This window comes from Aquabacterium fontiphilum (genome assembly GCF_009909205.1).
Lineage (GTDB): Bacteria > Pseudomonadota > Gammaproteobacteria > Burkholderiales > Burkholderiaceae_C > Aquabacterium > Aquabacterium fontiphilum.
This window is the reverse complement of record NZ_JAAAPN010000001.1, coordinates 199,570-225,684: the sequence shown is the minus strand read 5'-3', so window position 1 is coordinate 225,684 and position 26,115 is coordinate 199,570. Positions and strand designations below refer to the sequence as shown.

Annotated in this window: 22 protein-coding genes; 15 read left to right on the top strand and 7 right to left on the bottom strand. The window is 67.8% G+C overall.

What is annotated here, in order from left to right; genetic code table 11:
• The first annotated feature begins 117 nt into the window (after positions 1-117).
• On the top strand, positions 118-996 hold the full coding sequence (locus GTZ97_RS00940; RefSeq protein ID WP_161648620.1) for an alpha/beta fold hydrolase: 879 nt from the start codon (positions 118-120) through the stop codon (positions 994-996).
• A gap of 7 nt (positions 997-1,003) precedes the next feature.
• On the opposite strand, the gene GTZ97_RS00935 is transcribed toward GTZ97_RS00940, so the two are convergent.
• Positions 1,004-1,678, bottom strand: a complete 675-nt coding sequence (locus GTZ97_RS00935; protein ID WP_236650935.1) for a DUF502 domain-containing protein — start codon at positions 1,676-1,678, stop codon at positions 1,004-1,006.
• A 189-nt stretch (positions 1,679-1,867) separates the two neighbouring features.
• On the opposite strand from GTZ97_RS00935, the gene GTZ97_RS00930 reads away from it, so the two are divergent.
• The 11 genes from GTZ97_RS00930 to GTZ97_RS00880 all read left to right on the top strand — a co-directional run bounded on the left by GTZ97_RS00930 (position 1,868) and on the right by GTZ97_RS00880 (position 16,507).
• Entirely contained in the window at positions 1,868-3,643 is a 1,776-nt protein-coding gene (locus GTZ97_RS00930; RefSeq protein ID WP_161648618.1) for an N-acetylglutaminylglutamine amidotransferase, read from the top strand.
• A 22-nt stretch (positions 3,644-3,665) separates the two neighbouring features.
• Positions 3,666-5,330, top strand: coding sequence for an N-acetylglutaminylglutamine synthetase (gene ngg / locus GTZ97_RS00925; protein ID WP_236650934.1), 1,665 nt, complete (start codon positions 3,666-3,668; stop codon positions 5,328-5,330).
• Entirely contained in the window at positions 5,327-6,454 is a 1,128-nt protein-coding gene (locus GTZ97_RS00920; RefSeq protein WP_161648616.1) for an osmoprotectant NAGGN system M42 family peptidase, read from the top strand. Before ngg ends, GTZ97_RS00920 begins: the two co-directional genes overlap by 4 nt.
• A 97-nt stretch (positions 6,455-6,551) precedes the next feature.
• Positions 6,552-6,938 (top strand): VOC family protein, encoded by a 387-nt coding sequence (locus GTZ97_RS00915; protein ID WP_161648615.1) that lies wholly within the window; start codon positions 6,552-6,554, stop codon positions 6,936-6,938.
• Positions 6,939-6,993: 55 nt separating this feature from the next.
• Entirely contained in the window at positions 6,994-7,707 is a 714-nt protein-coding gene (locus GTZ97_RS00910) for a helix-turn-helix transcriptional regulator (protein WP_161648614.1), read from the top strand.
• Positions 7,708-7,809: 102 nt separating this feature from the next.
• Entirely contained in the window at positions 7,810-10,536 is a 2,727-nt protein-coding gene (gene leuS, locus GTZ97_RS00905) for a leucine--tRNA ligase (RefSeq protein ID WP_161648613.1), read from the top strand.
• Positions 10,537-10,565: 29 nt separating this feature from the next.
• On the top strand, positions 10,566-11,180 hold the full coding sequence (locus GTZ97_RS00900; protein ID WP_161648612.1) for an LPS-assembly lipoprotein LptE: 615 nt from the start codon (positions 10,566-10,568) through the stop codon (positions 11,178-11,180).
• A gap of 6 nt (positions 11,181-11,186) precedes the next feature.
• Complete coding sequence (holA, locus tag GTZ97_RS00895) at positions 11,187-12,236, top strand: DNA polymerase III subunit delta (RefSeq protein WP_161648611.1); 1,050 nt, start codon at positions 11,187-11,189, stop codon at positions 12,234-12,236.
• A 180-nt stretch (positions 12,237-12,416) separates the two neighbouring features.
• On the top strand, positions 12,417-13,763 hold the full coding sequence (locus tag GTZ97_RS00890) for a condensation domain-containing protein (RefSeq protein ID WP_161648610.1): 1,347 nt from the start codon (positions 12,417-12,419) through the stop codon (positions 13,761-13,763).
• 119 nt (positions 13,764-13,882) lie between these two features.
• Positions 13,883-14,098, top strand: a complete 216-nt coding sequence (locus tag GTZ97_RS00885; RefSeq protein WP_161648609.1) for a hypothetical protein — start codon at positions 13,883-13,885, stop codon at positions 14,096-14,098.
• Positions 14,099-14,122: 24 nt separating this feature from the next.
• The gene (locus tag GTZ97_RS00880) at positions 14,123-16,507 is read left to right on the top strand and encodes a putative bifunctional diguanylate cyclase/phosphodiesterase (protein ID WP_201748113.1); all 2,385 of its coding nucleotides are present in this window, start codon (positions 14,123-14,125) and stop codon (positions 16,505-16,507) included.
• Here the strand turns inward: GTZ97_RS00880 and GTZ97_RS16450 are convergent.
• Positions 16,504-16,890 (bottom strand): thioredoxin family protein, encoded by a 387-nt coding sequence (locus GTZ97_RS16450; RefSeq protein WP_201748112.1) that lies wholly within the window; start codon positions 16,888-16,890, stop codon positions 16,504-16,506. The genes GTZ97_RS00880 and GTZ97_RS16450 overlap by 4 nt on opposite strands.
• Positions 16,891-16,947: 57 nt before the next feature.
• Positions 16,948-18,465 carry an aldehyde dehydrogenase gene (locus GTZ97_RS00870; RefSeq protein WP_161648608.1) on the bottom strand — a complete coding sequence of 506 codons (1,518 nt, stop codon included), beginning with the start codon at positions 18,463-18,465 and terminating at the stop codon, positions 16,948-16,950.
• Between the two features lie 92 nt (positions 18,466-18,557).
• Between GTZ97_RS00870 and GTZ97_RS00865 the strand changes: the two genes are divergently transcribed.
• The 3 genes from GTZ97_RS00865 to GTZ97_RS00855 are packed head-to-tail and all read left to right on the top strand — an operon-like array spanning position 18,558 to position 21,485.
• Positions 18,558-19,175 carry a ParA family protein gene (locus GTZ97_RS00865; RefSeq protein WP_161648607.1) on the top strand — a complete coding sequence of 206 codons (618 nt, stop codon included), beginning with the start codon at positions 18,558-18,560 and terminating at the stop codon, positions 19,173-19,175.
• Positions 19,168-21,099, top strand: coding sequence for a sensor histidine kinase (locus tag GTZ97_RS00860; RefSeq protein WP_161648606.1), 1,932 nt, complete (start codon positions 19,168-19,170; stop codon positions 21,097-21,099). Before GTZ97_RS00865 ends, GTZ97_RS00860 begins: the two co-directional genes overlap by 8 nt.
• Complete coding sequence (locus tag GTZ97_RS00855; protein WP_201748111.1) at positions 21,072-21,485, top strand: response regulator transcription factor; 414 nt, start codon at positions 21,072-21,074, stop codon at positions 21,483-21,485. Before GTZ97_RS00860 ends, GTZ97_RS00855 begins: the two co-directional genes overlap by 28 nt.
• On the opposite strand, the gene GTZ97_RS00850 is transcribed toward GTZ97_RS00855, so the two are convergent.
• The 4 genes from GTZ97_RS00850 to GTZ97_RS00835 form a co-directional block, all read right to left on the bottom strand.
• Positions 21,482-22,705: a GGDEF domain-containing protein gene (locus tag GTZ97_RS00850; protein WP_161648605.1), complete on the bottom strand. Its 1,224-nt coding sequence runs from the start codon at positions 22,703-22,705 to the stop codon at positions 21,482-21,484. The two genes, GTZ97_RS00855 and GTZ97_RS00850, sit on opposite strands and share 4 nt — an antisense overlap.
• Positions 22,706-22,823: 118 nt before the next feature.
• On the bottom strand, positions 22,824-24,215 hold the full coding sequence (locus GTZ97_RS00845) for a DUF3138 family protein (RefSeq protein WP_161648604.1): 1,392 nt from the start codon (positions 24,213-24,215) through the stop codon (positions 22,824-22,826).
• A 109-nt stretch (positions 24,216-24,324) separates the two neighbouring features.
• On the bottom strand, positions 24,325-25,185 hold the full coding sequence (locus tag GTZ97_RS00840) for an ABC transporter permease subunit (RefSeq protein WP_161648603.1): 861 nt from the start codon (positions 25,183-25,185) through the stop codon (positions 24,325-24,327).
• Positions 25,182-26,108, bottom strand: a complete 927-nt coding sequence (locus tag GTZ97_RS00835; RefSeq protein WP_161648602.1) for an ABC transporter permease — start codon at positions 26,106-26,108, stop codon at positions 25,182-25,184. The genes GTZ97_RS00840 and GTZ97_RS00835 overlap by 4 nt, the downstream gene beginning before the upstream one ends.
• Positions 26,109-26,115: the final 7 nt, after the last annotated feature.

Below are 26,115 nucleotides of genomic sequence, written 5' to 3'. Positions count from 1 at the left end.
GCGTTTTCACGGAGGGGGGCTGTCGCCCAAACCGCCCGGGCTGTCGCGCAGACTGCCGCGCCTGCCGGCGCCGGCCGCTAGCATCGGTACTTTGCCGTACCGCTCGCTCATCCTCCCATGCCCGCACCGTTGACGCCATCGTTCGAGATCCAAGGACCGGATGGGCACCTTGCCGTCCGGCAGTGGGGCCAGCCCGGCCGCCCGGTGGTGTTGTGCGTGCATGGCTACCCCGACAACAGCAGCAAGTGGGAGGCCGTGGCCGACTTGCTCGCGCGCGACTTCCACGTCGTGGCGTACGACGTGCGTGGCGCTGGCCAATCGTTCAAGCCCGGTCGCACGGATGCCTACGCGCTGCCCCGGCTCACCGAAGATTTTCGGGCGGTGATCGACGTGGTCAGCCCGCATGCACCCGTCCATCTGGTCGGACACGATTGGGGCTCGGTGCAATGCTGGGAGTTCGTGACAGACCCGAGCCTGAAAGGGCGCATTGCGTCGTACACCTCGTGCTCGGGCCCCTGCCTGGACCACGTCGGCCACTGGATGCGCGACCGCTTGCGCCGGCCCAGCCCGCGCGGCCTGGCACAGGTGGCCGTGCAATTGGTCAAGAGCTGGTATGTCTACCTGTTCCATCTGCCGTGGCTGCCCGAGTTGCTGTGGCGCGGGGTGTTCGGCCGCCAGTGGCACCTGTTCATGCGCTGGCTCGAGCGCACCCCCGTGCCGCCTCGCGACGGTCAGACCGAAGACGGCCTGTTCGGCGTGAACCTGTACCGGGCCAACTTCCTGCCCCGGCTGCTGCGGCCCGGGCTTCGCGTGGCCCATGCGCCGGTGCAGGTGCTGGTACCCACGGGCGACCACTTCGTCAGCCCCGCGCTGAGCGAGGACCTGGGCCGCTGGGCCCCGGCGCTGCGCCGGCGCGAACTGGATGCCGGTCACTGGATCACATTGAAGCACCCCGAGCTGTTTGCGCGGGCGGTACGCGAGTTCATTGCTGCCTGAGGCGCGATCAGGCGCTGTCGGGCTTGATCACGGAAGGGATCTGGCGGCCCAGCACCTGGGCCGAGGTGACACCCATGGACACGTAAATGCTGGTGAGGCCATCCATGCCCACCTCTGCCGGCGCCACCCACGCTTCAGGCACATAGAGCAAGCCACCACCCACGGGCACGGGCGCCGTGGGCACCAGCACGGCCAGGTAGTTCTGGCCATCGAGCTGGACGGGATCGGGCGTGGACAGCAGGCCCAGCACCTTGACCCCTCCCGGCCCGCCGAAGCTGCACCAGACCGGGCTCATCGACTTCAGGCCGTCCTCGTCACGCTGGCTGAGCATGTCGACAAAGCGGCTGATCAGGTCATACACGTTGCGAACCAGCGGGATGCGCCGCACCACCCCGTTGACCAACCTCGCCAGGCCGCGCTGCAGTTCGGCTTCGACCAGCAGACCCAGGGCGAACACCCCCAGCACGATGATGAGTGCGCCCAGCGCGTAACCGAGCAGCGTGGAGTCTGACAGTCCGATGCCCAGTTGCACAAAGACCTGACCCACCAGGCTGTTGGGACCCAGCCAGTCATACAACAGCCGCCCCAACCAGATGAACACCGCGGCGGTGACGAACAAGGGCAAAGCCGCCAGCAGGCCCGTCACGAAGGTGCGGGTCAGCTCGCGGAAAGAGCGCTTCATGGGCATGAACAGGCCGATACAACGACACGGCAACACTGCCGCCCCGCATTATCGCGATCCCGCGCACAGGCCAGGGTGATCCGGCAACCCGATTCTTTCCCGCATATACATTTGTACAATAGTATTTTGCCGAGGGCGGAACGCCGCTTGCCAGCCGATCCACTGCCCCTTGTTCAGGAAGGAGACCCCATGTGCGGTTTTGTCGGCGTGAGACGCTTTGACGGACGCGCCCCCGATGCAGCGTTGCTGCAGCGCATGTCCCAGGTGATCGCGCCCCGGGGACCCGATGCGCATGGATTGATCATCCAGGGCCCCTTCGGGGTCGCGCATCGCCGGCTCAAGGTCATCGACCTGAGCGAGACCGCGCAGCAGCCCATGGTCGACATGGCGCTGGGGCTCACGCTGGTGTTCAACGGCTGCATTTACAACTACCGCGAGCTGCGCGAAGCCTTGCAGGCGCGGGGTTACACCTTCACGTCCAGCGGCGACACGGAGGTCGTCCTCAAGGCCTTCCACGCATGGGGCCAGGGCGCCTGGGCGCGCCTGCACGGCATGTTTGCCGTCGTGGTGCACGAGCGAGACAGCGGGCGCATCACGCTCGCGCGAGACCGATTCGGCATCAAGCCGCTGTACATCGCGCAAACGCCGGGCGGGGTGCGCTTTGGCTCGTCCCTGCCCGCGCTGCTGTGCGACCCGGAGGTGGACCGCACCATCGACACCATGGCGCTGAATCACTACCTGTGCTGGCATGCGGTCGTGCCGCCACCGCTGACGCTGCTGAAGGGCGTCCGCAAGTTGCCGCCAGGCAGCAGCCTGGTGATCGACGCTGAAGGCCAGGGCGATCTCCACACCTGGTGGCAGCTGAAGGTCGAGGCCGATCCGGCCCTGGCGCGCTTGCCTGCCGAGGAACGTGAATCGTTGGTTGAACAGGCGCTGCGGACGGCGGTGCGACGCCGCACGGTGGCCGACGTACCGGTCGGCGTGCTGCTGTCCGGCGGGGTGGACTCCAGTCTGATCGTCGCTTTGCTGGCCGAGGCCGGTCAGATGGGGCTGCAGACCTTCTCCATCGGCTTTGATGCTGCTGGCGGGGAAGCAGGTGACGAGTTCCACTACTCCGATCTCGTGGCCCAGCGCTTCGACACCGAACATCACCGCATCCACATCCCGTCTTCCGAGCTGATGGACGCTCTGCCGGCGACCATCGCCGCCATGTCGGAGCCCATGGCGAGTTACGACAACGTGGCCTTCTACCTCTTGTCGCAGGCGGTGTCCCGTCACACCAAGGTCGTGCAAAGCGGCCAGGGTGCCGACGAGGTGTTTGCCGGCTACCACTGGTATCCCCAGCTGGCCGAGGTGCCGGTCGAGCGGGCGGCGGCGGCGTACGAGCAAGTCTTCTTCGACCTCTCGCCGGCGGCGTTGCAGGCACTGCTGAGGCCCGAGGTCTTGTACCCGGACGCCAGCCAGGCCTATGTCGCGCAGCACTTCCGCAGCATCGGAGGCAGCAGCGTGGAGAAGGCCCTGCATCTGGACACCACCGTGATGCTGGTTGACGACCCGGTCAAGCGCGTGGACAACATGACGATGGCCTGGGGCCTGGAAGCGCGGGTGCCCTTCCTGGACCATGAGCTGGTCGAACTGGCCGGACGGCTGCCCGTGGCCGACAAGCTCCATGACGGGGGCAAGGGGGTGCTCAAGGCCATTGCACGCCGTCATCTTCCCCGCGAGGTGGTGGACCGCCCGAAGGGCTACTTCCCCGTGCCCATCCTCAAGCACATCGACGGGCCGGTGCTGGAGTTGGTGCGCGACGCGCTGCACAGCAGGGCTGCGCGCGAACGTGGCCTGTTCCAGCCGCACGCCATCGAAGCCATGCTGGCCCGCCCCGACCAGCAGCTCACGCCGCTGCGTGGCTCGCGCCTGTGGCAGGTCGGGCTGCTGGAGATGTGGCTGCAAGCCCATGCCATCTGACACATCCATGACCTCTCCGACCATGACCCCAACCATCATCGACTGCGGCTGGGGCCGCCTGCTCATGGGCCAGACCTTCGCTTCTCAGCGAGATCTGGTGGAGGCCCTCGTGGCCGAGGCGCCGCAGCAGCGTGACGTGGCGCTGTACGCCCCTGACCCCCACGTGCTGGTGGCACTGGCACCCCAGCAACTCTTTCTGGACCCGTCACATACCTATCGCCTGCCGGTCGCAGCGGCGCAGGGCTGGAACCACCCCCGCAGCGGCCCTGGCTGGCGTGTGCGGCCGGCGAGCGCAGCGGACGAAAGCGATGTGAACCGCATCCTGTGCGCCCGGCACATGGTGCCGGTGTGGCCCGGCTTCCTGAACCAGGCCGTTGACGACCCCGCCTTGTGCATCCTCGTCGCCGAGGAAACCGAGGCGAAACGGGTTGTGGGGGTGGTCACCGGCGTCGACCATGTGGCGGCTTGCGGAGACAGCGAGCGCGGCTGCAGCCTGTGGTCGCTGGCCGTCGATCCGCAATGCGTGCGCAACGGCATCGGCCTGGCGCTCGTGAGCGAGCTGGCCAGCCGCTTCCACGCACGCGGGTTGCAGCACATGGACCTGTCGGTCATGCACGACAACCAGCAGGCCATCGCGCTGTATGAGAAGCTCGGCTTCGAGCGCGTGCCCATCTTCTGCGTCAAGAACCGCAACCCGATCAACGAGACGCTCTATGTCGGCCCTGACAGCGATGAAGGACTGAACATCTACGCCAAGATCATCGTCAAGGAGGCACGCCGACGCGGCATCCACGCCGAGGTGCTCGATGCCGAACACGGCTACTTCCGACTCAGCCTGGGCGGGCGCAGCATCACCTGCCGGGAGTCGCTGTCGGAGCTGACCACCGCCGTGGCCATGAGCCGCTGCGACGACAAGCGCGTCACGCGGCGCGTGCTGGCACGCGGTGGCGTGCGCACGCCCGAGCAGCTTGTGGTGGGCTGTCCCGACGCGCTGGAGGCCTTTCTGGTTCGACACCCTCGCGTCGTGGTCAAACCTGCACGCGGAGAGCAAGGCAAGGGCATCTCCGTGGACCTTTGTGGCGTGGCTGCCGTATCACGGGCCGTCGAGGGCGCGCGCCGCTACTGCGATGACGTGATCGTCGAGGAGATGGTGGCCGGACAGGATCTGCGCATCGTGGTGATCGACCACCATGTGGTCGCAGCAGCCACCCGCCAGCCGGCCTGCGTCGTGGGCGATGGCGCCCATGACATCCGCACGCTGATCGAGCGCCACAGCCGCCGGCGTGAAGCCGCCACCCATGGCGAAAGCCGCATCCCGATGGACGAGGAGACCACACGCTGTGTCGTGGCCGCCGGCTTCACACTCGACAGCGTGCTGCCTGCCGGCCAGGTGCTGGCCGTACGCAAGACGGCCAACCTGCACACGGGCGGCACCATCCACGATGTGACGGCTCAGCTGCACCCGCACCTGCGCGACGTGGCCGAGAAGGCCTCGCGCCTGCTTGACATCCCGGTCGTGGGCTTCGACTTCATGGTGCCCGACGTGGCAGGCGACACCTACTGGGTCATCGAGGCCAACGAACGACCCGGGCTGGCCAACCACGAGCCCCAGCCCACGGTGCAGGCCTTTGTCGACTTGCTGTTCCCCCAGACCCGGGCCAGCCCGCCTGGCCTGTCGCCCACATGAGCGCCCTCGCCATCAACCCCGCCTACCTGCAGTCGGTGCTGCGCCGGCTGCTCGAGACCCCGAGCCCATCGGGCATGACCGATGCCGTCGTGCGGCTGGTGTGCGAGCTGCTCGACGAGCTGGGCATCAGCTACCAGCTCACCCGCCGGGGCGCGATTCGGGCGGTGCTGCCCGGCAAGCGCAGCCGGCCCAAACGCGCCATTGCGAGCCACCTCGACACGCTCGGGGCCATGGTCAAGGCACTCAAGCCCAATGGCCGCCTGGCCATCTCGCCCATTGGCTTTTGGTCGTCGCGCTTTGCCGAGGGCGCCCGCGTGACCGTCTACTGCGACCACCACAATCTGCGCGGCACGGTGTTGCCGCTCAAGGCCTCGGGCCACACCTTCAACAAGGAGATCGACACCCAGCCGGTGGACTGGCAGCAAGTGGAAGTCCGGCTCGACGAGCGCGTGGCCAGTGTGGCTGACCTGATGCACCTGGGCGTGCGGGTCGGCGACACGATTGCCCTGGACACCGGCACCGAGTTCTGTCCCAACGGCTTCATCAACTCGCGCTACCTGGACGACAAGGCGGGGGTGGCGAGCATGCTGGCGGCGGCCGAGGCCATCGTGCGCGAAGGCGCCGCGCTGCCGCTCGATGTGCTGCTGCTGTTCACCATCTCGGAAGAGGTGGGCGTGGGCGCCTCGCACGTGCTGCACGGCGGCGATGTATCCGAACTGATCTCGGTCGACAACGGCACGGTGGCCGAGGGCCAGAACACGTCGGAATACGGGGTCACCATCTCGATGATGGACAGCAGCGGGCCGTTCGACTGGCACCTCACACGCCACCTGCTGAACCTGTGCCGACTGCATGCCATCGACCACGCGCGCGATGTGTTTCGCTACTACCGCAGCGACGCCGCATCCGCCGTCGAAGCCGGCAACGACATCCGCACCGCCTTGCTGTGCTTCGCCTGCGACGCCTCCCACGGTTACGAGCGCACGCATGAAGACTCGCTGCTGGCGCTCGGCCGGCTGCTGGCCGCCTACATGCTCAGCCCGCCCTTGTTCGAGCGCGACCGTGAGCCCATGGGGCCGCTGGGCGACTTCCCACCCGCCGACGCGCAGATCACGCCCGAGTGAGGGCGACGTGTCAGACCAGCCTGCTGACAACACGCTGTCAGCAGCCTCGGCGCACGATGGGCACGCCATTCACCACACATGCAAAGGAGTGCACGACATGACTGACACCACCATCCACCACGCGGCCAGCTGGTTCGAGATCCCCGTCAGCAACCTGGCCCGAAGCCAGGCGTTCTACGAAACGCTGCTGGGCGTCAAGCTGACCCCGATGACGTGCAGCGGCGAGACGCTGGCTGTCTTTCCCGGCGACGAGCGCCATGGCGTGCGCGGCGCCTTGCTGGCGGCAGACCAGGTCGCGCCGCAGCGAACCGGCGTGACGCTCTACCTCAACGCGGGCAACACGCTGGCGCCGGTGCTGGCACGCGCCGTCCAGCAAGGCAGCGAAGTGCTCACGCCGCGCACCGTGCTGCCCGATGGCGGCGGCTGCTTCGCCCACATCACCGACCCAGACGGCCAGCGCATCGGCCTGTACGCGCTGGACTGACGCCGAGCCAGGGGGCGATGGCTGCGGGCCACTGAACAGCTGCGACACTGAGCGCATGCGACGCGCCGACCGCCTCTTTCAGTTGCTGCAGCTCATCCGCGGACGCCGGCTGTCCACGGCAGGCTGGCTCGCCCAGCGGCTGGAGGTGTCGGTGCGCACCGTATACCGCGACGTGGCCGCCTTGCAGTCGCAAGGCGTGCCCATCGACGGCGAAGCCGGCGTGGGCTACCGCATCGGCGCCGGCTACAGCCTGCCGCCCCTCATGTTCACGCCGGAGCAAGCCCAGGCCCTGGCAGCCTCGGTGCGCATCGCCGCCGGTCGCCTCGATCCGGAGCTGGCGCAGCAGGCCGAGGAGGCCCTGGGCACGCTGCTCAGCGTGCTGCCCAGCCGCAGCCGTACCGCCGCAGACCGCCTGCCGCTGCATGCGCCCGCGCGCCCGCACACGGCCCTGACGCTGGAGCGCCTCGGACACCTGCGCCGGGCGATCGACGGCCGTCGCCTGGTGCATCTGGGGTATGCCGATGCCTCGGGCCAGGCCAGCCAGCGTTGCGTCCGCCCGCTGGCGTGCTTTTGCTGGGACACCGTTTGGACACTGTCGGGCTGGTGCGAACTGCGCGACGGCTTTCGTCACTTCCGTCTCGACCGGATCCAGACCCTGGTCGTGGACGAACGGTGTTTCACCGACGAGCCGGGCAAGACCCTGGCCGACCTGTTCCGGGCGGTGTGCGACACGCCGCGCACCGCCGGGGCCGCTGGCGGCTTCCTATAATCGCCGGATTCCCTGTCTCAGGTCGGGGCCTTCCATGAAGATGAAGGCGCCGGCCTGATTCTGTCTTGGCGACCCGGCGTCGCCTGTCGCACGACACGTCCCATGAGCGCACAAAACGAATCCCAGACCTACGACCCGCGCGCCGTCGAAGCGCGCGCCCAGCAACACTGGGCGGACGCGGACGCCTACCGGGTCACCGAGGACACGTCCAAGAAGGCGTTCTACGCCTGCTCGATGCTGCCCTACCCCTCGGGCAAGCTGCACATGGGTCACGTGCGCAACTACACGATCAACGACATGCTCACGCGCTACCTGCGCATGAACGGTCACAACGTGCTGATGCCCATGGGCTGGGACGCGTTCGGTCTGCCGGCTGAAAACGCCGCGCTCAAGAACAAGGTGCCGCCCGCCGCCTGGACCTACGACAACATCGCCTACATGAAGAAGCAGATGAAGGCGATGGGGCTGGCGATCGACTGGTCGCGCGAGATCGCCACCTGCCAGCCCGAGTACTACAAGTGGAACCAGTGGCTGTTCATCAAGATGCTGGAAGCCGGCATCTGCGAACGCCGCACCCAGACGGTGAACTGGGACCCGGTCGACCAGACCGTGCTGGCCAATGAGCAGGTGATCGACGGCAAGGGCTGGCGCTCGGGCGCGCCGGTCGAAAAGCGCGAGATCCCCGGCTACTACCTGAACATCACCAAGTACGCCGACGAGCTGTTGAGCGCCGTGGCCAACCCCGAGGACAAGAACTACCTCGCCGGCTGGCCCGAGCGCGTGCGCCTGATGCAGGAGAACTGGATCGGCAAGTCCGAGGGTGTGCGCTTTGCGTTTGCGCACGACATCAAGGACGCCTCGGGTGCATTGATCAACAACGGCCAGCTGTGGGTCTTCACCACCCGCGCCGACACCATCATGGGCGTGACCTTCTGCGCCGTGGCGGCCGAGCACCCGCTGGCGCTGCACGCCGCTGCCACCAAGCCCGAAGTGCAGGCCTTCATCGACGAGTGCAAGACCGGCGGCACCACCGAAGCCGAGCTGGCCACCCAAGAGAAGAAGGGCGTGCCCACGGGCCTGTTCGTCACGCACCCCCTCACCGGCCAGCAGGTCGAGGTGTGGGTGGGCAACTATGTGCTGATGTCCTATGGCGACGGCGCCGTGATGGGCGTGCCGGCCCACGATGAGCGCGACTTCGCGTTTGCCAAGAAGTACGGCATCGCGATCCAGCAGGTCATCGCCGTGGACGGCGAAAGCTTCTCGACTGACGCCTGGCAAGAGTGGTATGGCGACAAGCAAAAAGGCCAGTGCGTCAACAGCGGCGTACTCGATGGCCTGGGCTACAAGGACGCCGTCAACAAGGTCGCCGAACTGCTCATCGCCAAGGGCGTGGGCGAGAAGAAAACCACCTGGCGCCTGCGCGACTGGGGCATCAGCCGCCAGCGCTACTGGGGTACACCCATCCCCATCATCCACTGCGCCGACTGCGGCCCGGTGCCGGTGCCCGAGAAAGACCTGCCCGTGCGCCTGCCGGAAGACGTGGTGCCCGATGGCAGCGGCAACCCCCTCAAGCAACGCCCCGACTTCCTGAACGTGGCCTGCCCCAAGTGCGGCAAGCCCGCCCAGCGCGAAACCGACACGATGGACACCTTCGTGGACTCGAGCTGGTACTTCCTGCGCTACACCTGCGCCGACAACCACGGCGCCATGGTCGATGAGCGCACCAACTACTGGATGGCCAACGGGGGCATGGACCAGTACATCGGTGGCATCGAACACGCCATCCTGCACCTGCTGTATGCGCGCTTCTGGACCAAGGTCATGCGCGATCTGGGGCTGGTGAAGGTGGACGAGCCCTTCAAGAAGCTGCTCACCCAGGGCATGGTGCTCAACCACATCTACAGCCGTCGCACGGCCAAGGGTGGCAAGGAGTACTTCTGGCCACACGACGTCGAACACGTGATGGACGACGCCGGCAAGGTCATTGGCGCCAAGCTCATCAACGAAGTCGACAGCGCCGACGGCAAGCTGCCCGCAGGCACCGCCATCGACTATGAAGGCGTGGGCACCATGTCGAAGTCGAAGAACAACGGCATCGACCCCCAAGAGCTGATCGAGAAGTACGGCGCCGACACGGCGCGTCTGTACACCATGTTCACCGCGCCGCCCGAACTCACGCTCGAGTGGAACGACGCCGCCGTGGAAGGCAGCTACCGCTTCCTGCGCCGCGTCTGGAACTTCGGCATGAAGCTGCGCGCCCTGCCGGATGCCGGCACGGTGGTGGCCACGCGCGGCGCCACCTCGCTGGGCGATGTCGCCTTCGGCAAAGAGGCCAAGGCCCTGCGGCTGGAGATCCACACCGTGCTCAAGCAGGTGGACTACGACTACCAGCGCATGCAGTACAACACCGTGGTCTCCGGCGCGATGAAGATGCTCAATGCGCTGGAAGGCTTCAAAGCCACCGACACGGCCGATGGCCAGGTCGCCCTGATCGAGGGCTTCGGCATCCTGGTGCGTGTGCTGTACCCGGCCACACCGCACCTGGCCCACGCGCTGTGGAGCGAACTGGGTTACGCTGGCCCGCTGGGTGACCTGCTGGACGCGCCCTGGCCGCAAGTTGACGCGTCGGCCCTGGTGCAAGACGAGATCGAGCTGATGCTGCAGGTCAATGGCAAGCTGCGTGGCGCCATCAAGGTCAGCCCGCAGGCCGACAAGGCCGCCATCGAAGCGGCCGCCCTGGCCAGTGAGGATTTCGCCAAGTTCAGCGAAGGCAAGGCGCCCAAAAAGGTCATCATCGTGCCAGGCCGCCTGGTCAATCTGGTCGTCTGAGCACCGCCGTCGGTCTAAGGTCCAACCCCATGCAACGCCGCCACCTCCTGTCTCTGCTCGGCGCCTCGTCGCTGTTGCCGCTGGCCACCCTCGCGGGGTGTGGGTTCCAGCTGCGGCGGCCCCGCGCCATGGCCTTCCAGTCCATTCAGCTCACCGGCTTTCAGGCGGCATCGCCCCTGGCCACCGAGCTGGCGCGCGAACTCGAGGCCAGCGGCGTCAGCGTGGTCGACAGCGTGGCCCAGGCCGCACAGCGCACAGGTGGCGGGCAAGTGCCCGTCGGCCACCTCGTGTTCGAGGCCATGCGCGACACGCAGGACCTGACCGTGGCCACCAAGACGGCCTATGGCCAGGTGCGCAGCATCACCGCGCGCAACCGCCTGCGCTTTCAGGTCAAGCGTGCCGACGGCAGCGTGCTGCTGGCCCCGGCCGACATCGCGCTGGACCGCGACCTGAGCTACAACGAGCAGGACGCGCTGGCCAAGCAAAACGAGTCCGAAGCGCTCAACCGCGCCATGCAGACCGACATCGTGCAGCAGGTGCTGCGTCGCCTGGCGGCGATCCGGGCCGAGCAGCTGCCTTGGCCCGAACCGGCGCCCCAGGGCGCGCCCACCGCCGCCCCAGCGTCTGCGGCCTCCCAGCGCTGAGCCCGCATGCAGCTTCGCCACGATCAGCTGAGCGCCCACCTGGCCAAAGGCCCGTTGAAGGCGGTCTACACGCTGCATGGCGACGAGCCGCTGCTGCAACAGGAAGCGGGTGACGCCATCCGCGCCGCCGCGCGCGCCGCTGGCTTCACCGAGCGCCAGGTCCACACCGTGGCGGGTGCCCATTTCGACTGGTCAGGCCTGATCGGCGCGGCCAGCGAGATGTCGCTGTTCGGCGACCGTCAGCTCATCGAGATCCGCATCCCGTCGGGCAAGCCCGGCAAGGATGGCTCCGAGGCCCTGCAACGCTACTGCGAAGCCGCTGCCGGCAACGACGGGCTGCTGACCATGGTCAGCCTGCCTCGGCTGGACAAGCAGCAGCAAAGCAGCGCGTGGTTCACCGCGCTCGATGGTGCAGGCCTGAGCGTGCGCTGCGACCCGATCGAGCGTCAGGCCCTGCCGATGTGGATCGCACAACGCCTTGCGGCCCAGGGCCAGCAGGTCGAGGGCGGTGAAGCCGGTCAGCGCACGCTGGCCTTTTTTGCAGACCGGGTCGAAGGCAACCTGCTGGCCGCGCATCAGGAAATCATCAAGCTGGGCCTGCTGCACGGACCGGGCACGCTGACAGCCGAGCAGATCGAGGCCGCCGTCGTGGACGTGGCGCGCTTCAATGTCTTCAAGCTCAGCGAAACCGTGCTGTCGGGCCACATCGACCGCACCTTGCGCATGCTCGAAGGCCTGGAGGCCGAAGGCGAGGCTGCCGTGCTGGTGCACTGGACACTGAGCGAAGACATCCTCACGCTGCAACGCGCCCGCCGCGGGCTGGATGGCGGCAAGCCGCTGCCCATGGTGCTGCGTGAGTTGCGCGTGTGGGGCCCCCGCGAGCGCCATTTCGAGCGCATCCTGCCCCGCATCAAGCCAGCCGCGGTCAGCCGCCTGCTGGCCTCGGCCGCCGCGGTCGACGGCGTCATCAAGGGCCTGCGCCACCCGCAGTGGCCGGCCGACCCCTGGGAAGCCATCCGGCGCCTGGCCGTGCAGCTCAGCCGCGCGGTGGCCTGAACGCCGCACGCCGCTCCTTCCCTCGCCCTCTCGCCCCCGCAAACCCGGGGTCGAAAACGCCCTTCTGCGCCCTTCGGTGCAGGAAAGCCCGCGGGCCACGCGCCGCGCGACGTCTCTATAGTCCGAAAGCAGATGGCACACGTTCGACGGTGAACGTGCCGACAACAGAAGTACCGCGTTGTGTCCCACCCTGACCACCTCCCGCTGAACCGTTCCGAACACCTGTACTGGGCCGGTGAAGGGCTCTACGGCCCGGTCAACATGGCATTCATGCTGCGGTTCGCGGGGCCGGTGGCCGAGGCAGATGTGCGCCGCAGCCTGCGTGCCCTCGTCAGCGCCTACCCCCGCCTGCGCGGCGTGATCCAACCCGGCTGGGTGCGCCACCACCTGCGCATCCTGCCGGACAACCCCCATGTCGACCTGCTGTTTGCCGACGCCTACCGCGTGCAACCCGGCGTCGACCCGTCCAACCTGAAGGCGCTCGAAGCGTTTCACGGACCCTTTCTCAACGAGCCCATGCCACTGGAGCGTGGCCTGCCGTGGCGGGCCCGCTTTTTCCCGCATGACGCGACGCCGGCGCTGATGTTCTCGGTGCATCACATCGCGGGGGACGGCCGCTCGATGATCGATGCGTTGTGCGGCCTGATGGCGGCGCTCAATGGCCATACACCGGCCGCATGCCCGCTGGACGCACCCTCCATGCTGCCGGCCGTCCTGCCTCAGCGTTGGCAGGACTGGCCTGCCAGCATCGCGGCCTGGTGGCGCAACACCCAGGCCGTCAAACAGTTCATGCAGACGCGCCGAGTCGTCAGCCTGGCCACCCACCGCTCCAACGAGTTTGCGCCCACGCAGGTTCATCACTGTGACCTGCAGACGCCACCCCAAACCCTGCGACGGATCGCCAAGGCCATGGGCACCACCAGCAACACCTTGCTGACGGCGATGCTGGCCGAAGCCTTTCTCTCACTGGCCCATGACGACCCGAACGCGGTCGCGGCCATCCGCATCTCCGTGGACCTGCGTCGCTACTTCCCTCAAGGCCGCGCACCGCGCTTCGGCAACCATGTGGCCACGATGGTGGTGAGAGCCCGCCGCCAGCCCGATCTCGCACATCAGGTGGCCGACATCGATGCCCAGGCCAAAGCCGGCCTGGCCAGCTTCGAACAGCGGCAGCATGCGCTGCCCTTGCTGTTCTATGAATGGCTGCCCCTGATGGGCAAGACCTTGTACAGCCGCATGCTGATCGCCTTCAAGCGGCGCGGCAAACTCGACGATGTCAGCTGCCACTTCACCAACCTGGGTGACACCGACGCCATTCATCCCGAGGGGGCTGGCGTGCGGCTTGCCCACATGTGGCCCGCGACAAACAGCACCGGCCTGCTGGTGGCCACCGGCAGCCTGGCTGGACGGCAGTTCATGGTGCTCAGCCACCCACAGGACGAGATCCCCGCCGAGGCGGTGCACCAGTTCAGTGCGCGAGTGGATCGCCAGCTGCAAGCACTCGAGACGCTGCGTGCTGCGGCGTGACAGGCAGCACAAAAAGGGCGGGATTGCGCCCGTTCTCGCGGCCTCGCCCCTTCATGGAACCGCCATCATGGCCGAAAGCAAGGCGTCGGCTGTTCTTGACGCCCCAGATGGTGTGTTCCATGGTCACCCTGCCCGCCCCTCCTGCCCGCCCCTCGTTTGCTGTTCCACGATCGGCCTCACGGCAGCCGGAGGAGGTGGCCACGCCCGCTCCAGAAGCGCCAGCTAACTCCACGACGCCAGCCGGCCACGCCGACTGGCTGAGCGCGGCCATGGCCGCCTGGCTCGCACCCGCCAGTCACGATCTGCCCCCCACTCAACAGGCGGGTGACCGCTGAGCGGCGCCGTGCCATGATGCCTGCATGCTGCCGTTTCTGAACCCGCACCGGCTCCAGACCCGCATCGTCGCGATGTTCCTGGGGCTGCTGCTGATCATTCAGGCGGTCAGCTACTGGTTCGTGCAACGCAGTGTCGATGCCAACGCCCGACGCGCGATCCAGGCCGAACTGCAAACCGGCGAGAAGGTCTTTCTGCGCCTGCTCGAACAGAACAACGAGCGGCTGGCCCAGGCCACCCGCGTGCTCGCCAGCGATTACGGCTTTCGCGCAGCCATTGCCAGCAACGATGCCGAAACCATGCTGTCGGCCCTCGAGAACCATGGGGAGCGCATCGACGCCAGTCTGGCGCTGTTTGCCGACCCCGAGTTTCGACTGCAGGCGGCCACGGGCGAGCAGCCCGCGCGCTTTCTGGAGGCCGTCCGGCGCTATGCGCTGAGCGCCGACCACGACGGCACCCAACGCCATCAGGTCGAACTGATTGATGGGCAGCCATATCAGATCGTGGCGGTTCCGGTGCGTGCACCTGCCGTGATCGGCTGGGTGGGCATGGCCTTCCGGCTTGATGCCAACCTGTTGCGCGACATGCAGAACCTGTCCGGCCTGGACGTGGCCCTCATGCTTCCGGGCAAGCATGGCCGCCCCGAAGTGCGCATGGCCACCCTGCCAGCGGACGCATGGCCGGCGGCGCAGTCCACCCCCGCCAACGGGAGCAAGACCCTGCGCGGAGAGTACGCCACCCTGGCGGTGACCTTGCCCGGCGCTTCCGAGACCGGCACGGCCACCGTGGTCCTGATGCGCTCGGTCGACCAGGCGCTGTCCAGCTACCGGGACCTGCAGGTGACGCTGCTGACCCTCGCCGCGCTTGGCGTGCTGGCGTTTGGTGTGGGCAGCGTGGTGACGGCGCGCCGCATTGCCACGCCGCTGCGCGCCCTCTCGCGCGTGGCCCGCCGGCTGGGCAAGGGCGACTACGCACAGGCAGTCGCCGTGCGCGGCCGTGGCGAGATCGGGGAACTGGCCGCCTCGCTGGAAGCCATGCGCCAGGCCGTCCAGGCCCGCGAAGGCGAGATCCGGCGACTGGCTTTCCAGGATGCACTGACCGATTTGCCCAACCGCGAGCAGTTCCGCCATGACCTGCGGCAGGCGATCTTCCGCAGCCAGGACAGCGGCGCGCCCTGCACCGTGCTGCTGATGGACATGGACCGCTTCAAGCACGTCAACGACGTGCTGGGCCACCGCTTCGGTGACCGGCTGCTGCGCGCAGTGGCCGAGCGCATCCGACAGGAAGCCCTGGCCGAGCACCCTGCTGTGCTCGCACGCCTGAGTGGCGACGAGTTTGCTGTGCTGCTGCCCGAGACGGCCGTCTCGGGCGCCTTGCCGATTGCACAGCGCATCCACGCGGTGCTGGAGCGCCCCTTCACATTGGACGACCACACGGTCGACCTCAGTGCCGGCATCGGCGTGGCCGCGTGCCCCACCGATGGCGACGACGCCGACCTGCTGCTCAGCCGCGCCGAGCTGGCCATGTATGCCGCCAAGCAGCGACAGGCCGGCACGGTGGTCTACCAGGCAGGGCTGGACACAGGCAGTCAGGAATCCCTCAGCCTGCTCAGCGAGTTGCGCACGGCCGTCGAGCAAGATCAGCTGCGCCTGTTCCTTCAGCCCAAGGTCGATCTGCGCAGCGGCCAGATCATCGGGGCGGAGGCGCTGGTGCGCTGGCAACATCCGACACGCGGCATGGTGCCGCCGATGAAGTTCATCCCGTTTGCCGAGCAGACCGGCTTCATCCGCGTAATGACCATGTGGATCCTCGGCGAGGTGGCCCGATCCGCCCACCAGCTCGCCCACCATGGCCTGCGCATGAAACTGGCCGTCAACCTGTCGACCCGCGACCTGATGGATCAGGACCTGCCCGCCAAGGTCGAAGCCGTGCTGCAGGAACACGGCGTGGATCCGACCCTCATCGTGCTCGAAATCACCGAAAGCGCGATCATGGACGACCCGCAACGCGCGCTGCAGACACTCAACCGCCTGCACGCACTGGGCCTGAAGCTCTCGATCGACGACTTCGGTACCGGCTACTCTTCGCTGGCCTACCTCAAGCGCCTGCCGGTTGACGAGCTCAAGATCGATCGCTCGTTCGTGATGAACATGGAAAGCGACCTGCAGGACGCCAAGATCGTCTACTCCACCATCGACCTCGCCCACAACCTGGGCCTGAGCGTGGTGGCCGAAGGCGTGGAAGGCGCCAAGCACTGGAAGCTGCTGGCCGGCCTGGGCTGCGACGAGGCCCAGGGCTATTTCATCGCCAAGCCCATGCCCGCCGACGACTTCATGTCCTGGCTGGCCAACTGGCGCGCCCCCGACACCGAGCAGGAAGACCTGGGCACCGCCTTCGCGGCCATGATTTAAGCGGCGAGCGCCTGCGCCAACGCGGCAAATGCCTCGGCCTGGTCATCCGGCAAGCCCAGCGCCGCGGGCGCCGGCCACTTGCCCTCTCCTGACAGCACGGCCTGCGCCTGCGCCTGGTGCACCGCCACCAGGCGCTGCGCGTCGTTGAGCCGCGGCAATACCGGCCCGGCAAACAGCACGTGGCCCTCACAGGCCAACATCAGCGTCGGGAAGGTCTCCACATCGATGTCGCCCACCTGGTCGGCTTCGTCCTCGATGTCGATCCAGCGATAGCGATGGCCAGGTGCCGCCGCCTGCAGATCGGCAAAGGTGGCGGTGTACTCGCGACAGGTGCCGCACCAGGCGGCACACAGGCAAACGATGTCGAGGACGGCGGTGGACATGGGCGGATTCTGGCAGGAATCCTGCTTCGCATAACCGAACACTAAGGCGCAGCCCCCTCACCCCACCCTGATCCAAGTCGTCTTCAACTCCGTGTACTTGTCCAGCGCGTGCAGCGACTTGTCGCGCCCGTTGCCTGACTGCTTCACACCGCCGAAGGGCACGGTGATGTCGTCTTCGTCGTACTGGTTCACGTGCACGGTGCCGGCTTTGAGGGCGCGGGCCACGCGGTGGGCGCGGTCGAGGTGGCGACTCCAGACGCTGGCTTGCAGGCCGTAGTCGGTGCCATTGGCCAGCGCGATGGCCTCGGCTTCGTCCTTGAAGCGCAGGATGCTGAGCACGGGGCCGAAAATCTCTTCCTGCGCGATGCGCATGTCGGGCTGCACGTGGTCGAACACCGTGGGCTCGACGTAGTGGCCGCCGCTGTCGGCGCGGGCCTGGCGGCCGCCGGCCAGCAGGCGGGCGCCTTGCTGGATGCCGCTGTCGATGTGGCCCATCACCGAGCGCAGCTGGCCTTCGTCGACCAGCGCGCCCATCACGGTGGCGGGGCTGAGCGGGTCGGCCGGCTGGTGTTTGGGCACCTCGGCCAGTGCGGCGTCGATGACGGCGTCGGCCACCGCCTCGTGCACCAGCAGGCGCGAGGGCGCGTTGCAGGATTCGCCCTGGTTGAAGAACAGCGCCTGGGCCACGGTGCGCCCGGCCCGCACGGGGTCGTCCACATCGTCAAACACCACAAAGGCCGATTTGCCGCCGAGCTCGTTGAACACCCGCTTGAGGTTGCTGCGGCCGGCGTATTCGAGCATCTTGCGGCCCACGCGGGTCGATCCCGTGAAGCCCAGCGCATCGACATCGGGGTGCAGGGCCAGCGCTTCGCCAGCCTCGTGGCCATAACCCGGCACGACATTGAGCACGCCTTCGGGCAGGCCCGCCTTGGCCGCGAGCTCGGCCAGGCGCATGGCCGTCAGCGGCGATTTCTCGGAAGGCTTGAGCACCACGCTGTTGCCCATGGCCAGCGCGGGCCCGAGCTTCCAGGCGGCCATGATCATGGGGTAGTTCCAGGGCACGATGGCGCCCACCACGCCCACGGGCTCGCGCTGGATCAGCGCCAGCGCGTTGGCCGGCGTGGGCGCAATCTCGTCGTAGACCTTGTCGATGGCTTCTGCATACCAGGCGATGCAGCGCGCCGCGGCCGGCACGTCGACGCTGAGGCTGTACTGGATGGGCTTGCCCATGTCCAGCGTTTCGAGCAAGGCGAGTTCGTCCTTGTGCTGGGTGATGAGCTCGGCCCAGCGCTGCAGGATGCGCTTGCGCACGGCCGGCGCCTTGCGGGCCCAGCGGCCATCGTCGAAGCTGCGGCGGGCGGCCGCCACGGCGCGGTCGATGTCTTCGCGCTGCCCGCGGGCCACCTGGGTGAGCAGGCGCCCGTCGATGGGCGAGTGGCAGGCAAAGGTCTGGCCGTCTGCAGCCGCCACGCGCGCGCCGCCAATCCAGGCGCGGCCATCGATGCGGCCTTCGGCCAGCCAGGCGTCGGCGCGGTCATGCCACAGGCGGGTCTGTCGGTGCGGTGTGTCGGTCATGTGCCCATGCTAGCCAAAACCGGCGCGGCGGTCACACTGCAGGCGCGGCTTGCGCCACAATGCATCAGCCTGACACACCGAGGGAGCACAGCATGCCGGTGATCGTGGTCGCCAACCCGAAGGGCGGCGTGGGAAAGTCCACGCTGTCGAGCAACATTGCAGCCTATTTCGCCAGCCAGGGCCACGCGGTCATGCTGGGCGACATCGACCGTCAGCAGTCGTCCCGGCTGTGGCTGCGCCTGCGGCCGCCGACGCTGCCGGCCATCCAGACCTGGGACATCAGCAAGGACCAGATGGCCCGCCCACCCAAGGGCACGACCCACATGGTGCTCGACACACCCGCCGGGCTGCACGGCAAGGCGCTGGAGGCTGCCGTGCGGCTGGCCGACAAGATTCTGGTGCCCGTGCAGGCCAGCGTGTTCGACATCTACGCGGTGCAGGCCTTTCTGGAAGACCTGGCCAGCCGCAAGCACGCGAGCAAGGTGGAGCTGGCCGTGGTGGCCAACCGCGTGAAGGACCACACCCGGGCCACCGAGCACCTGCTGACCTTTTTGCAGACGCTGGATGTGCCCCTGCTGGCGCAGCTGCGCGACACGCAGAACTACGCCCACCTGGCGGCCCACGGCCTGGGCCTGTGGGATGTGCCTGCCGCCAAGGTCGAGAAGGACCTCGCGCAGTGGGCGCCGGTCACCCGCTGGCTGGATGCCTGAAGCGGGTGGCCTGCGTCGGGCGCAGCCCGGCGGCCCTTCGGCCTGGCTGCGGCTGTGGTGGTGCGGTGTGCTCGCGGTGGCCGCGGTGTGCTGGCCAGGCAGCGCCCTGGGCGCGGAAGACGACCTGATCACCAGCCGGGCCTGGCTGGCCGATCCTTCGGGACAGCTCAGCCTGGCAGACGTGCAGGCTGGCCCCTGGCAAGCCGCCCCCCGCGTGCTGTCTCGCGGCTACACCGCCGACACGGTCTGGCTGCGTGTGACCGTCAACGTGCCGCGCGCAGACGAGGCGGTGGTGCTGCGTGTGCGGCCCAGCTACCTCGATGAGGTGCGCCTCTACCATCCAGACCCGGCCGCACCCGGACAGTGGCGCCATCGGGACACGGGCGACAGGGTGCCTTTTGCGCTGCGTGACCGCGCATCGGCGGCCCTGGCGCTGGTGTGGCACCCCCACCGGGCCGGCGAACACACCCTGTACTTGCGCGTGCGCACCACGAGCACACTGATGGTGAGCGTGCGAGCCCTGAGCACGCACGATGCCCAGCGGCACGACCACCGTCTGGACCTGTTTCTCATTGCCTACCTCAGTGTGATGGTGGGAATGGGCCTGTGGGCGCTGATGGATCACACCCTGCAGCCCAGCCGTGTCAGCCTCTGGTTTCTGGCCACGCAGGCCACCGCCGTGGTGTTTGCCGTTTCGGCGCTTGGCTACATGGCCGCGCTGCTTCCTGCTGCGTGGTCTACGGCTGGCGACGTGGTGACGAGCGTCTCGGTGTGCCTCTCCACCATGCTGCTTCTGGGCTTTTACCGGGCCATGCTGGCCGACACGGCGCCATCGGGCACCTCTCGCACGGCCATTGCGGTGGTCATGCTGATGTTTCCCGTGCAGCTGCTGCTGATCGCCACAGGGCACCCCCGTGCGGCTGTCGAAAGCAACGCCATGGTGGCGACCCTGGTGGCCACGCCCCTGGTGTTCTGGATGGTTGCGTCCTCGCGCCAGGATGGTGTGCTGAGCCGACGCGTCTGGTGGGGCGTCGTGAGCACGCAGGCCGTGCTGGTGGTGGTGGCAATGGTGCCGTTGCTGGGATGGCGTGGCGCGGAAGAGTTCAACCTGCAGGCGTCACTGGTCTTCGGGCTCAGCAGTGCGCTGCTGATGCTGGGGGTGCTCATGATGCGTTCTCGCCGGCTGCGCCAGATTTCACGCCGCGATCGCTTGCAGCTGGACCTGGTGTCGCAGCGCCTGGAGCTTGCTCAGCAGCAGCGCGCTGATCAGCAGCAGTTTCTGGACATGCTGGGCCACGAGCTCAAGACGCCGCTGATGACCATTCGGCTGGCCGCGGGAGCGTTGCAGCGCCAGCCCCCGCTCGTCGACGCCCAGGCCCAGCGGCGCCTGATGCACATCGATGCCGCTGCCACCGCGATGAACCAGGTGCTTGAGCGCGTGCTGGAGGCCAACCGCCTCGGCGACAGCAGCCTGCCGGTGAGCACCTCGCCGGTGCAGTTCGATGCCCTGCTCGCTGGCCTGCGCGCCACCTTGGTCGCGCCGGAGCGACTGCACTACGAGGGTGTCACAGGAGCCATCATCTTGACCGATGCGGATCTGCTGCGCGTCATCCTGGCCAACTTGCTGGACAACGCCTGCAAGTACTCGCCGCCCGGCTCGCCGGTGTGGTTGACGCTGGGCGAGCTACCGGGCCACTGGCATGTCTGCGTGCGCAACGCGCTCGGCCCCGCGGGCGCCCCCGACGCACATCGCGTGTTTGACAAGTATCACCGCGCCGAGGAAGCCAAAGGCTTCGCGGGGGCTGGCCTGGGTCTGTGGCTCGGGCACAATCTGGCTCAGCGACTGGGCGGCACGCTCAGCGTGCGGACGATTGGTGACCACGTGGAGTTCAGCCTGTGCCTGCCCTTGCAGAAGCCCCTGTAGCCCGCCAGCTTCACGTGCTGGTGGTGGAAGACCACCCGCCGCTGCTCGAGGAACTGGTGGCCCACCTGCGCGAAGTCGGTCACACGGTGACGGGTCTGGCCGCCCCACTGGACATCGACAGGCTGATGATGACGGAGCCGATTGAACTGGTGGTGCTGGACTTGAACCTGCCGCACGAGGACGGCCTGTCGGTGGCCCGGCGACTGCGGGCTGCCTTGCCGGAGCTGGGCATCATCGCACTGTCCGGCCGCATCCACAGCGATCAGAAGGCAGCGGCTTACGCCGACGGGGTGGACATCTACCTGGCCAAACCAGCGTCTCCAGATGAGTTGTCTGCCGCCATCCAGAGCCTGGCGCGGCGCCTGCCGGCCCGCGCCACGCATTAGCGCACCGGCGGGGCGTCCGCCTCGCTCCACAACACGTGACGGTGGCGGCCACCATGTTTGGCGGCGTACAGCGCCGCATCGGCGCGGTCCACCAGGTTGTCTCGCGCCATCTGTCCGTCGGGCCGCGCGACGGCCACGCCAATGCTCACCGACACATGTCGACCCGCTGACGACTTGGGATGCGGCAACGCCAGGCGATCGACCTCCTCGGTCAGCCGGCGCGCCGTGGCTTCGGCGCCTGCTTCGTCGGTATCCGGCAGCAGCACGGTGAACTCCTCGCCACCGTAGCGCGCCGCCTGGTCGCCCGGGCGCCGCACCACCGCCGACAGCGCCTCGGCCAGCCGCACCAGGCAGGTGTCGCCCGCAGGGTGGCCGAAGTGGTCGTTGTAGGCCTTGAAGTGGTCGACGTCGACCATGAGCAGTGCCAGCGGTCGGCCCGTGCGGCGGGCGCGGTCCCATTCGAGCGCCAGCGCCTCATCAAAGGCGCGGCGGTTGGCCAGTCCGGTCAGCCCGTCGCGCCGGGCCAGCTCGCCCAGTTCCTGGTTCAGGCGCTGCACCTCCTGGCGCTCCATGTCGAGCAAGACGGACTGGTAGAACGCCATGCGGTCTTTGTCTTGCCGCACCGCTGCGACGAACAGGCAGACCGCTGCTGTGAGTCCGTAGTGTCCGCCGGCCAACCAGGCAGCTTCGGGCGTGGGCGACCACCAGGCGGCCAGCAGGCCCAGCGCGCCGATGGCGCAACCGCGGGCCACGGCGCGCACGCCCAGATGCAGGCCGAGTGCACCCACGATGGTGACCAGCACGGCCATGTGGACCTCGTTGACCGCCAGCGAGCGGCTGGTCATCAGCGTGGCGGCGGCCAGCTTGGCTGCGACGATGGTGCCGAACGTCCAGGGCAGCCAGCGTTCGTGCGAGGCCTGCCAGCCCGGCCGGAAAGCCAGCGCCAGGCCGATCATGCCGGCCGTGACCGACACCAGCTCAGAGGCCGCGAACACCACCCGATCGCGCCCGTGGAGCTCGCCCGCATACAGCCACACCGTGAAGCCGATGAAGGCCACGAAAGCGGCCAGCAGCAGCGGCCACCACACCGCCACCAGCCGCGTGAACTCGCGCTGGCGCAGGGCGGCATGACGAAGCTGCAGGGCGGCCGGCACCGGCTCCAGCCAGCGGTGGTGCCGGGTCAGGCTTTCGACGTCGGAACGAGATAACTCCTGGGGCATGCCGGGCGCGGACCTACGGGGCTGCGGCGTCCACCGTGACGCCGCGTTGCCTCATGTTAGGCCAAGTTGGGCCTTCCGGACGCCGGGTCTGCCTGGAGAAGCGCCTCGAACAGGTGTCTTAGAAGCTCACAACCACCGCCGCGCCGATGACCTGGTTGCTCTTGTAAGCCTTGAGGTTGCTCGTGTCCAGGAAGATGGGATCGGTGGCCCAGTCGTAGCGGTACTCGAACTTCAGGATGGTGTTCAGGTCGTAGGCGTAGTTCAGGCCCAGCGACAGGGCACCGCGGTTCACACCCCTGCGTGACAGCACGTCGGCCTCGTCGAATCCGCCCTCTGCGTCGGTGTAGGCGCGCAACGGCGTACCAATCCCGTTGAACGGGTCGCGCTCCGCATAGCCCAGCAGCCCGCCGCCGTTCTTGCTGTTCCAGATGTAGTCCATGCGCGCGACGCCTTCCAGGCGCGGGGTGAACTTGTGCGCCACCAGGGCCGACAGCCCCTGCCAGTGGGCGTCACGCAGCGGCGCACCGTCGATGCCGCCACCAATCGCCGCTTCCTTCTGGCGACCGAAGCTCAACTGCCCTTGCACGGTCCAGTCTCCGCGGATGAAGTAAGCGTCCACTTCAAACAGGTCGACGCGACTGTCAGGCAATCCCTCGTCGCGGAAGTTGGAGGCCTTGCCATGCACCCCCGCAAAACCAAAGCCCTGGAACTCGCCCTTGGCGTAGTCCACGCGGTAGGTGAACACCGGGGCCTGCTCGCCGTTGCCGCGGCGGCTGGTGTTCATGTTGGCCAGCATGGCGCGCGTCCACCACTTGCCCCGCGTGATGTCCACGCCCGCGCCCGTGTAGTAAGTGGGCAGCGTCAGGTCGAACAGCAGGTTGTGGGTGATGAGCTTGTTGAGCTGCGGCTGCAGGTACTCGTAGCCCGACCAGTCGGGCACGTGACCGGCGAGGAAGCGGGTCTGCAGATCGGTCAACGGCAGCGACACCGTGGCCTCGTGGATGGGCGAGTTGCTGCCTTCGGCCACGGCCATGGTGCTGCGCTGCGGCGCCAGGGTCAGGCGCCAGCGCGTGCCGCCATCGGTCTCCTTCTGGAAGTCGATGGCCGCCATGCCCAGATAGGAATCGTCGTAGGTGTAGCCGCTGGCCGAAACCGGGTCCAGGAACAGGAAGCCGGCGTTGTGGCGGCGCTGGTTGGCGATGTAGGTCGGGTCGGCCCAGCCACTGATCTTCAGGCCCTTGAAACCCAGCATCTCGCGGCTGTCTTCCAGCGCCTCGGTCTTGACCGCGATGCGGTTGAAATCCTGCTGGCGTTCGGTTTCTTGCGCGGCCTGGGCTTCCAGGCGCTGTTCCAGTTCGGTCACGCGGGCCTTGAGCGCGCGCAGCTCCTGCAGCAGCTCTTGCTGGGCCGAGGCGGTCTGCGACAGGGCCAGCGTGGGCAGCAAGGCCCCCAGGGCGCCCACCACCAGCCAGCGGCCTGAACGGGGGGCAGTCGAAAGATGCGGCTTCATGGTGGGCTCCTTGTCTGACGTGTCGGTGTGATGCGAAAGCGGTTTGGGGAAAGCGGTGTGGAGGTGGCAGAGGCGTGGCGCGGCGGTCAGGTATGGCGACGGGCGGAGATCACGGGCTGCGGTGCGCGCGCGCCACGTCAAGCTGGCGCCGTCGCTCCAGCCGGGCCAGCGCATAGCTGCCGCCGATCACGGCCAGCGCTACCACGCCGATCACCACCGTGGCCAGCGCGTTGACGCTCGGGTCCAGCCCCAGGCGCGCGCGCGAGAACACCACCAGCGGCAAGGTGGTGGCGCCTGGGCCCGACAGGAAGGCGGCGATGACGACGTCGTCCATCGACAGCGTGAAGGTCAGCAGCCAGGCCGAGGCCAGCGATGGCGCGATCATGGGCAGCGTGACCAGAAAGAAGACCTGCAGCGGGCGGGCACCCAGATCCTGCGCGGCCTCTTCGAGCGCGCGGTCGAGCGTCTGTAGCCGAGCCTGGATCACCACGGTGGCGTAAGCCATGCCCACCAGCAAATGGCCCAGCCAGATCGTCAGCCAGCCGCGTTCCGGCACGCCCAGCAGGCGCTGCACAGACACCAGCATCAGCAGCAGCGACAGCCCGATGATGACCTCGGGCATGACCAGCGGCGCGTTGACCATGCCGGCCATCAGCGTGCGCCCGCCAAAGCGCGGGTGGCGCACCAGCGCCAGCGCCGCCAGGGTGCCGAGCACCACGGCGGCCGTGGCCGTGCACAGCGCGATGCCCAGCGACAGCTTCAGCCCGTGCAGCACCTCCTTGTCCTGCGTCAGCGCCACAAACCATCGCAGGCTGAAGCCGCCCCAGACCGACGCCAGGGGCGAGGCGTTGAAGGCCGCCACCACCAGCGCCACGATCGGCACGTACAGAAAGGCAAAGCCCAGCGCAAGCCAGACCCGCGGCAGCCACCGCGCCGACCGCCCGCTCACACGCGACAGACCGCGGCTCATGCGCGGCCTCCCTGACGCGCTTGCGCCTCGGCCTGCGCGCGGTTGAACCACGCCAGCGGCACCAGGATCAGCAACACCATCAACACGGCCACGCTGGCAGCCATGGGCCAGTCATTGTTCGAGAAGAACTCATCCCACAGCACGCGGCCGATCATCAGGGTCTCGGGCCCGCCCAGCAGCTCGGGAATCACGAATTCGCCCACGCAGGGGATGAACACCAGCATCGCACCCGCGACGATGCCCGGCCGCGACAGCGGCACCGTGATGCGCCAGAAGGCCTGCCAGGGCGTGGCACCCAGGTCGGAAGCGGCCTCCAGCAGGCGCATGTCCAGCTTCGACAAGGTGGCATACAGCGGCAGGATCATGAACGGCAGGTAGGTGTAGACCATGCCCAGCACCAGCGAGAACGGCGTGTGCATGTACTGGCCGGCCGCCGGCGTCCAGCCCAGCCACGCGAACAACAGGCCCAGCCCGGTGGCATCGAAGGCCTGGGCCAGCCAGCCGCCCTCGCTGAGCAGACCCTTCCACGCGTACACACGCAGCAGGAACGAGGTCCAGAACGGCAGCATCACGCCCATCACCAGCGCCGGCTGGATGGCCGGGTTGGCGCGCGCCATGAACCACGCAAACGGGTAACCGATCAGCAGGCACACGGCCGTGGTGATGGCCGCGAACTTCAGGCTGTTGAGGTAGGTGCGGAAGTACAGGTCATCCTGCGTGATGAACAGGTAGTTGCTGAACTTGAGTTGCACCTGCAGCACGCCATCCTGCCAGGTGACCAGGTCGCTGAAGGTGGCAATGTCCATCTCGGACACGCTGATCTTCAGCACGATCAGAAAGGGCAACAGGAAGAAGGCCAGCAGCCAGAGGAAGGGCACGCCGACCAGCGTGCGCTGCATCCAGTTCAGGCGCGAGGACACCATGGACACC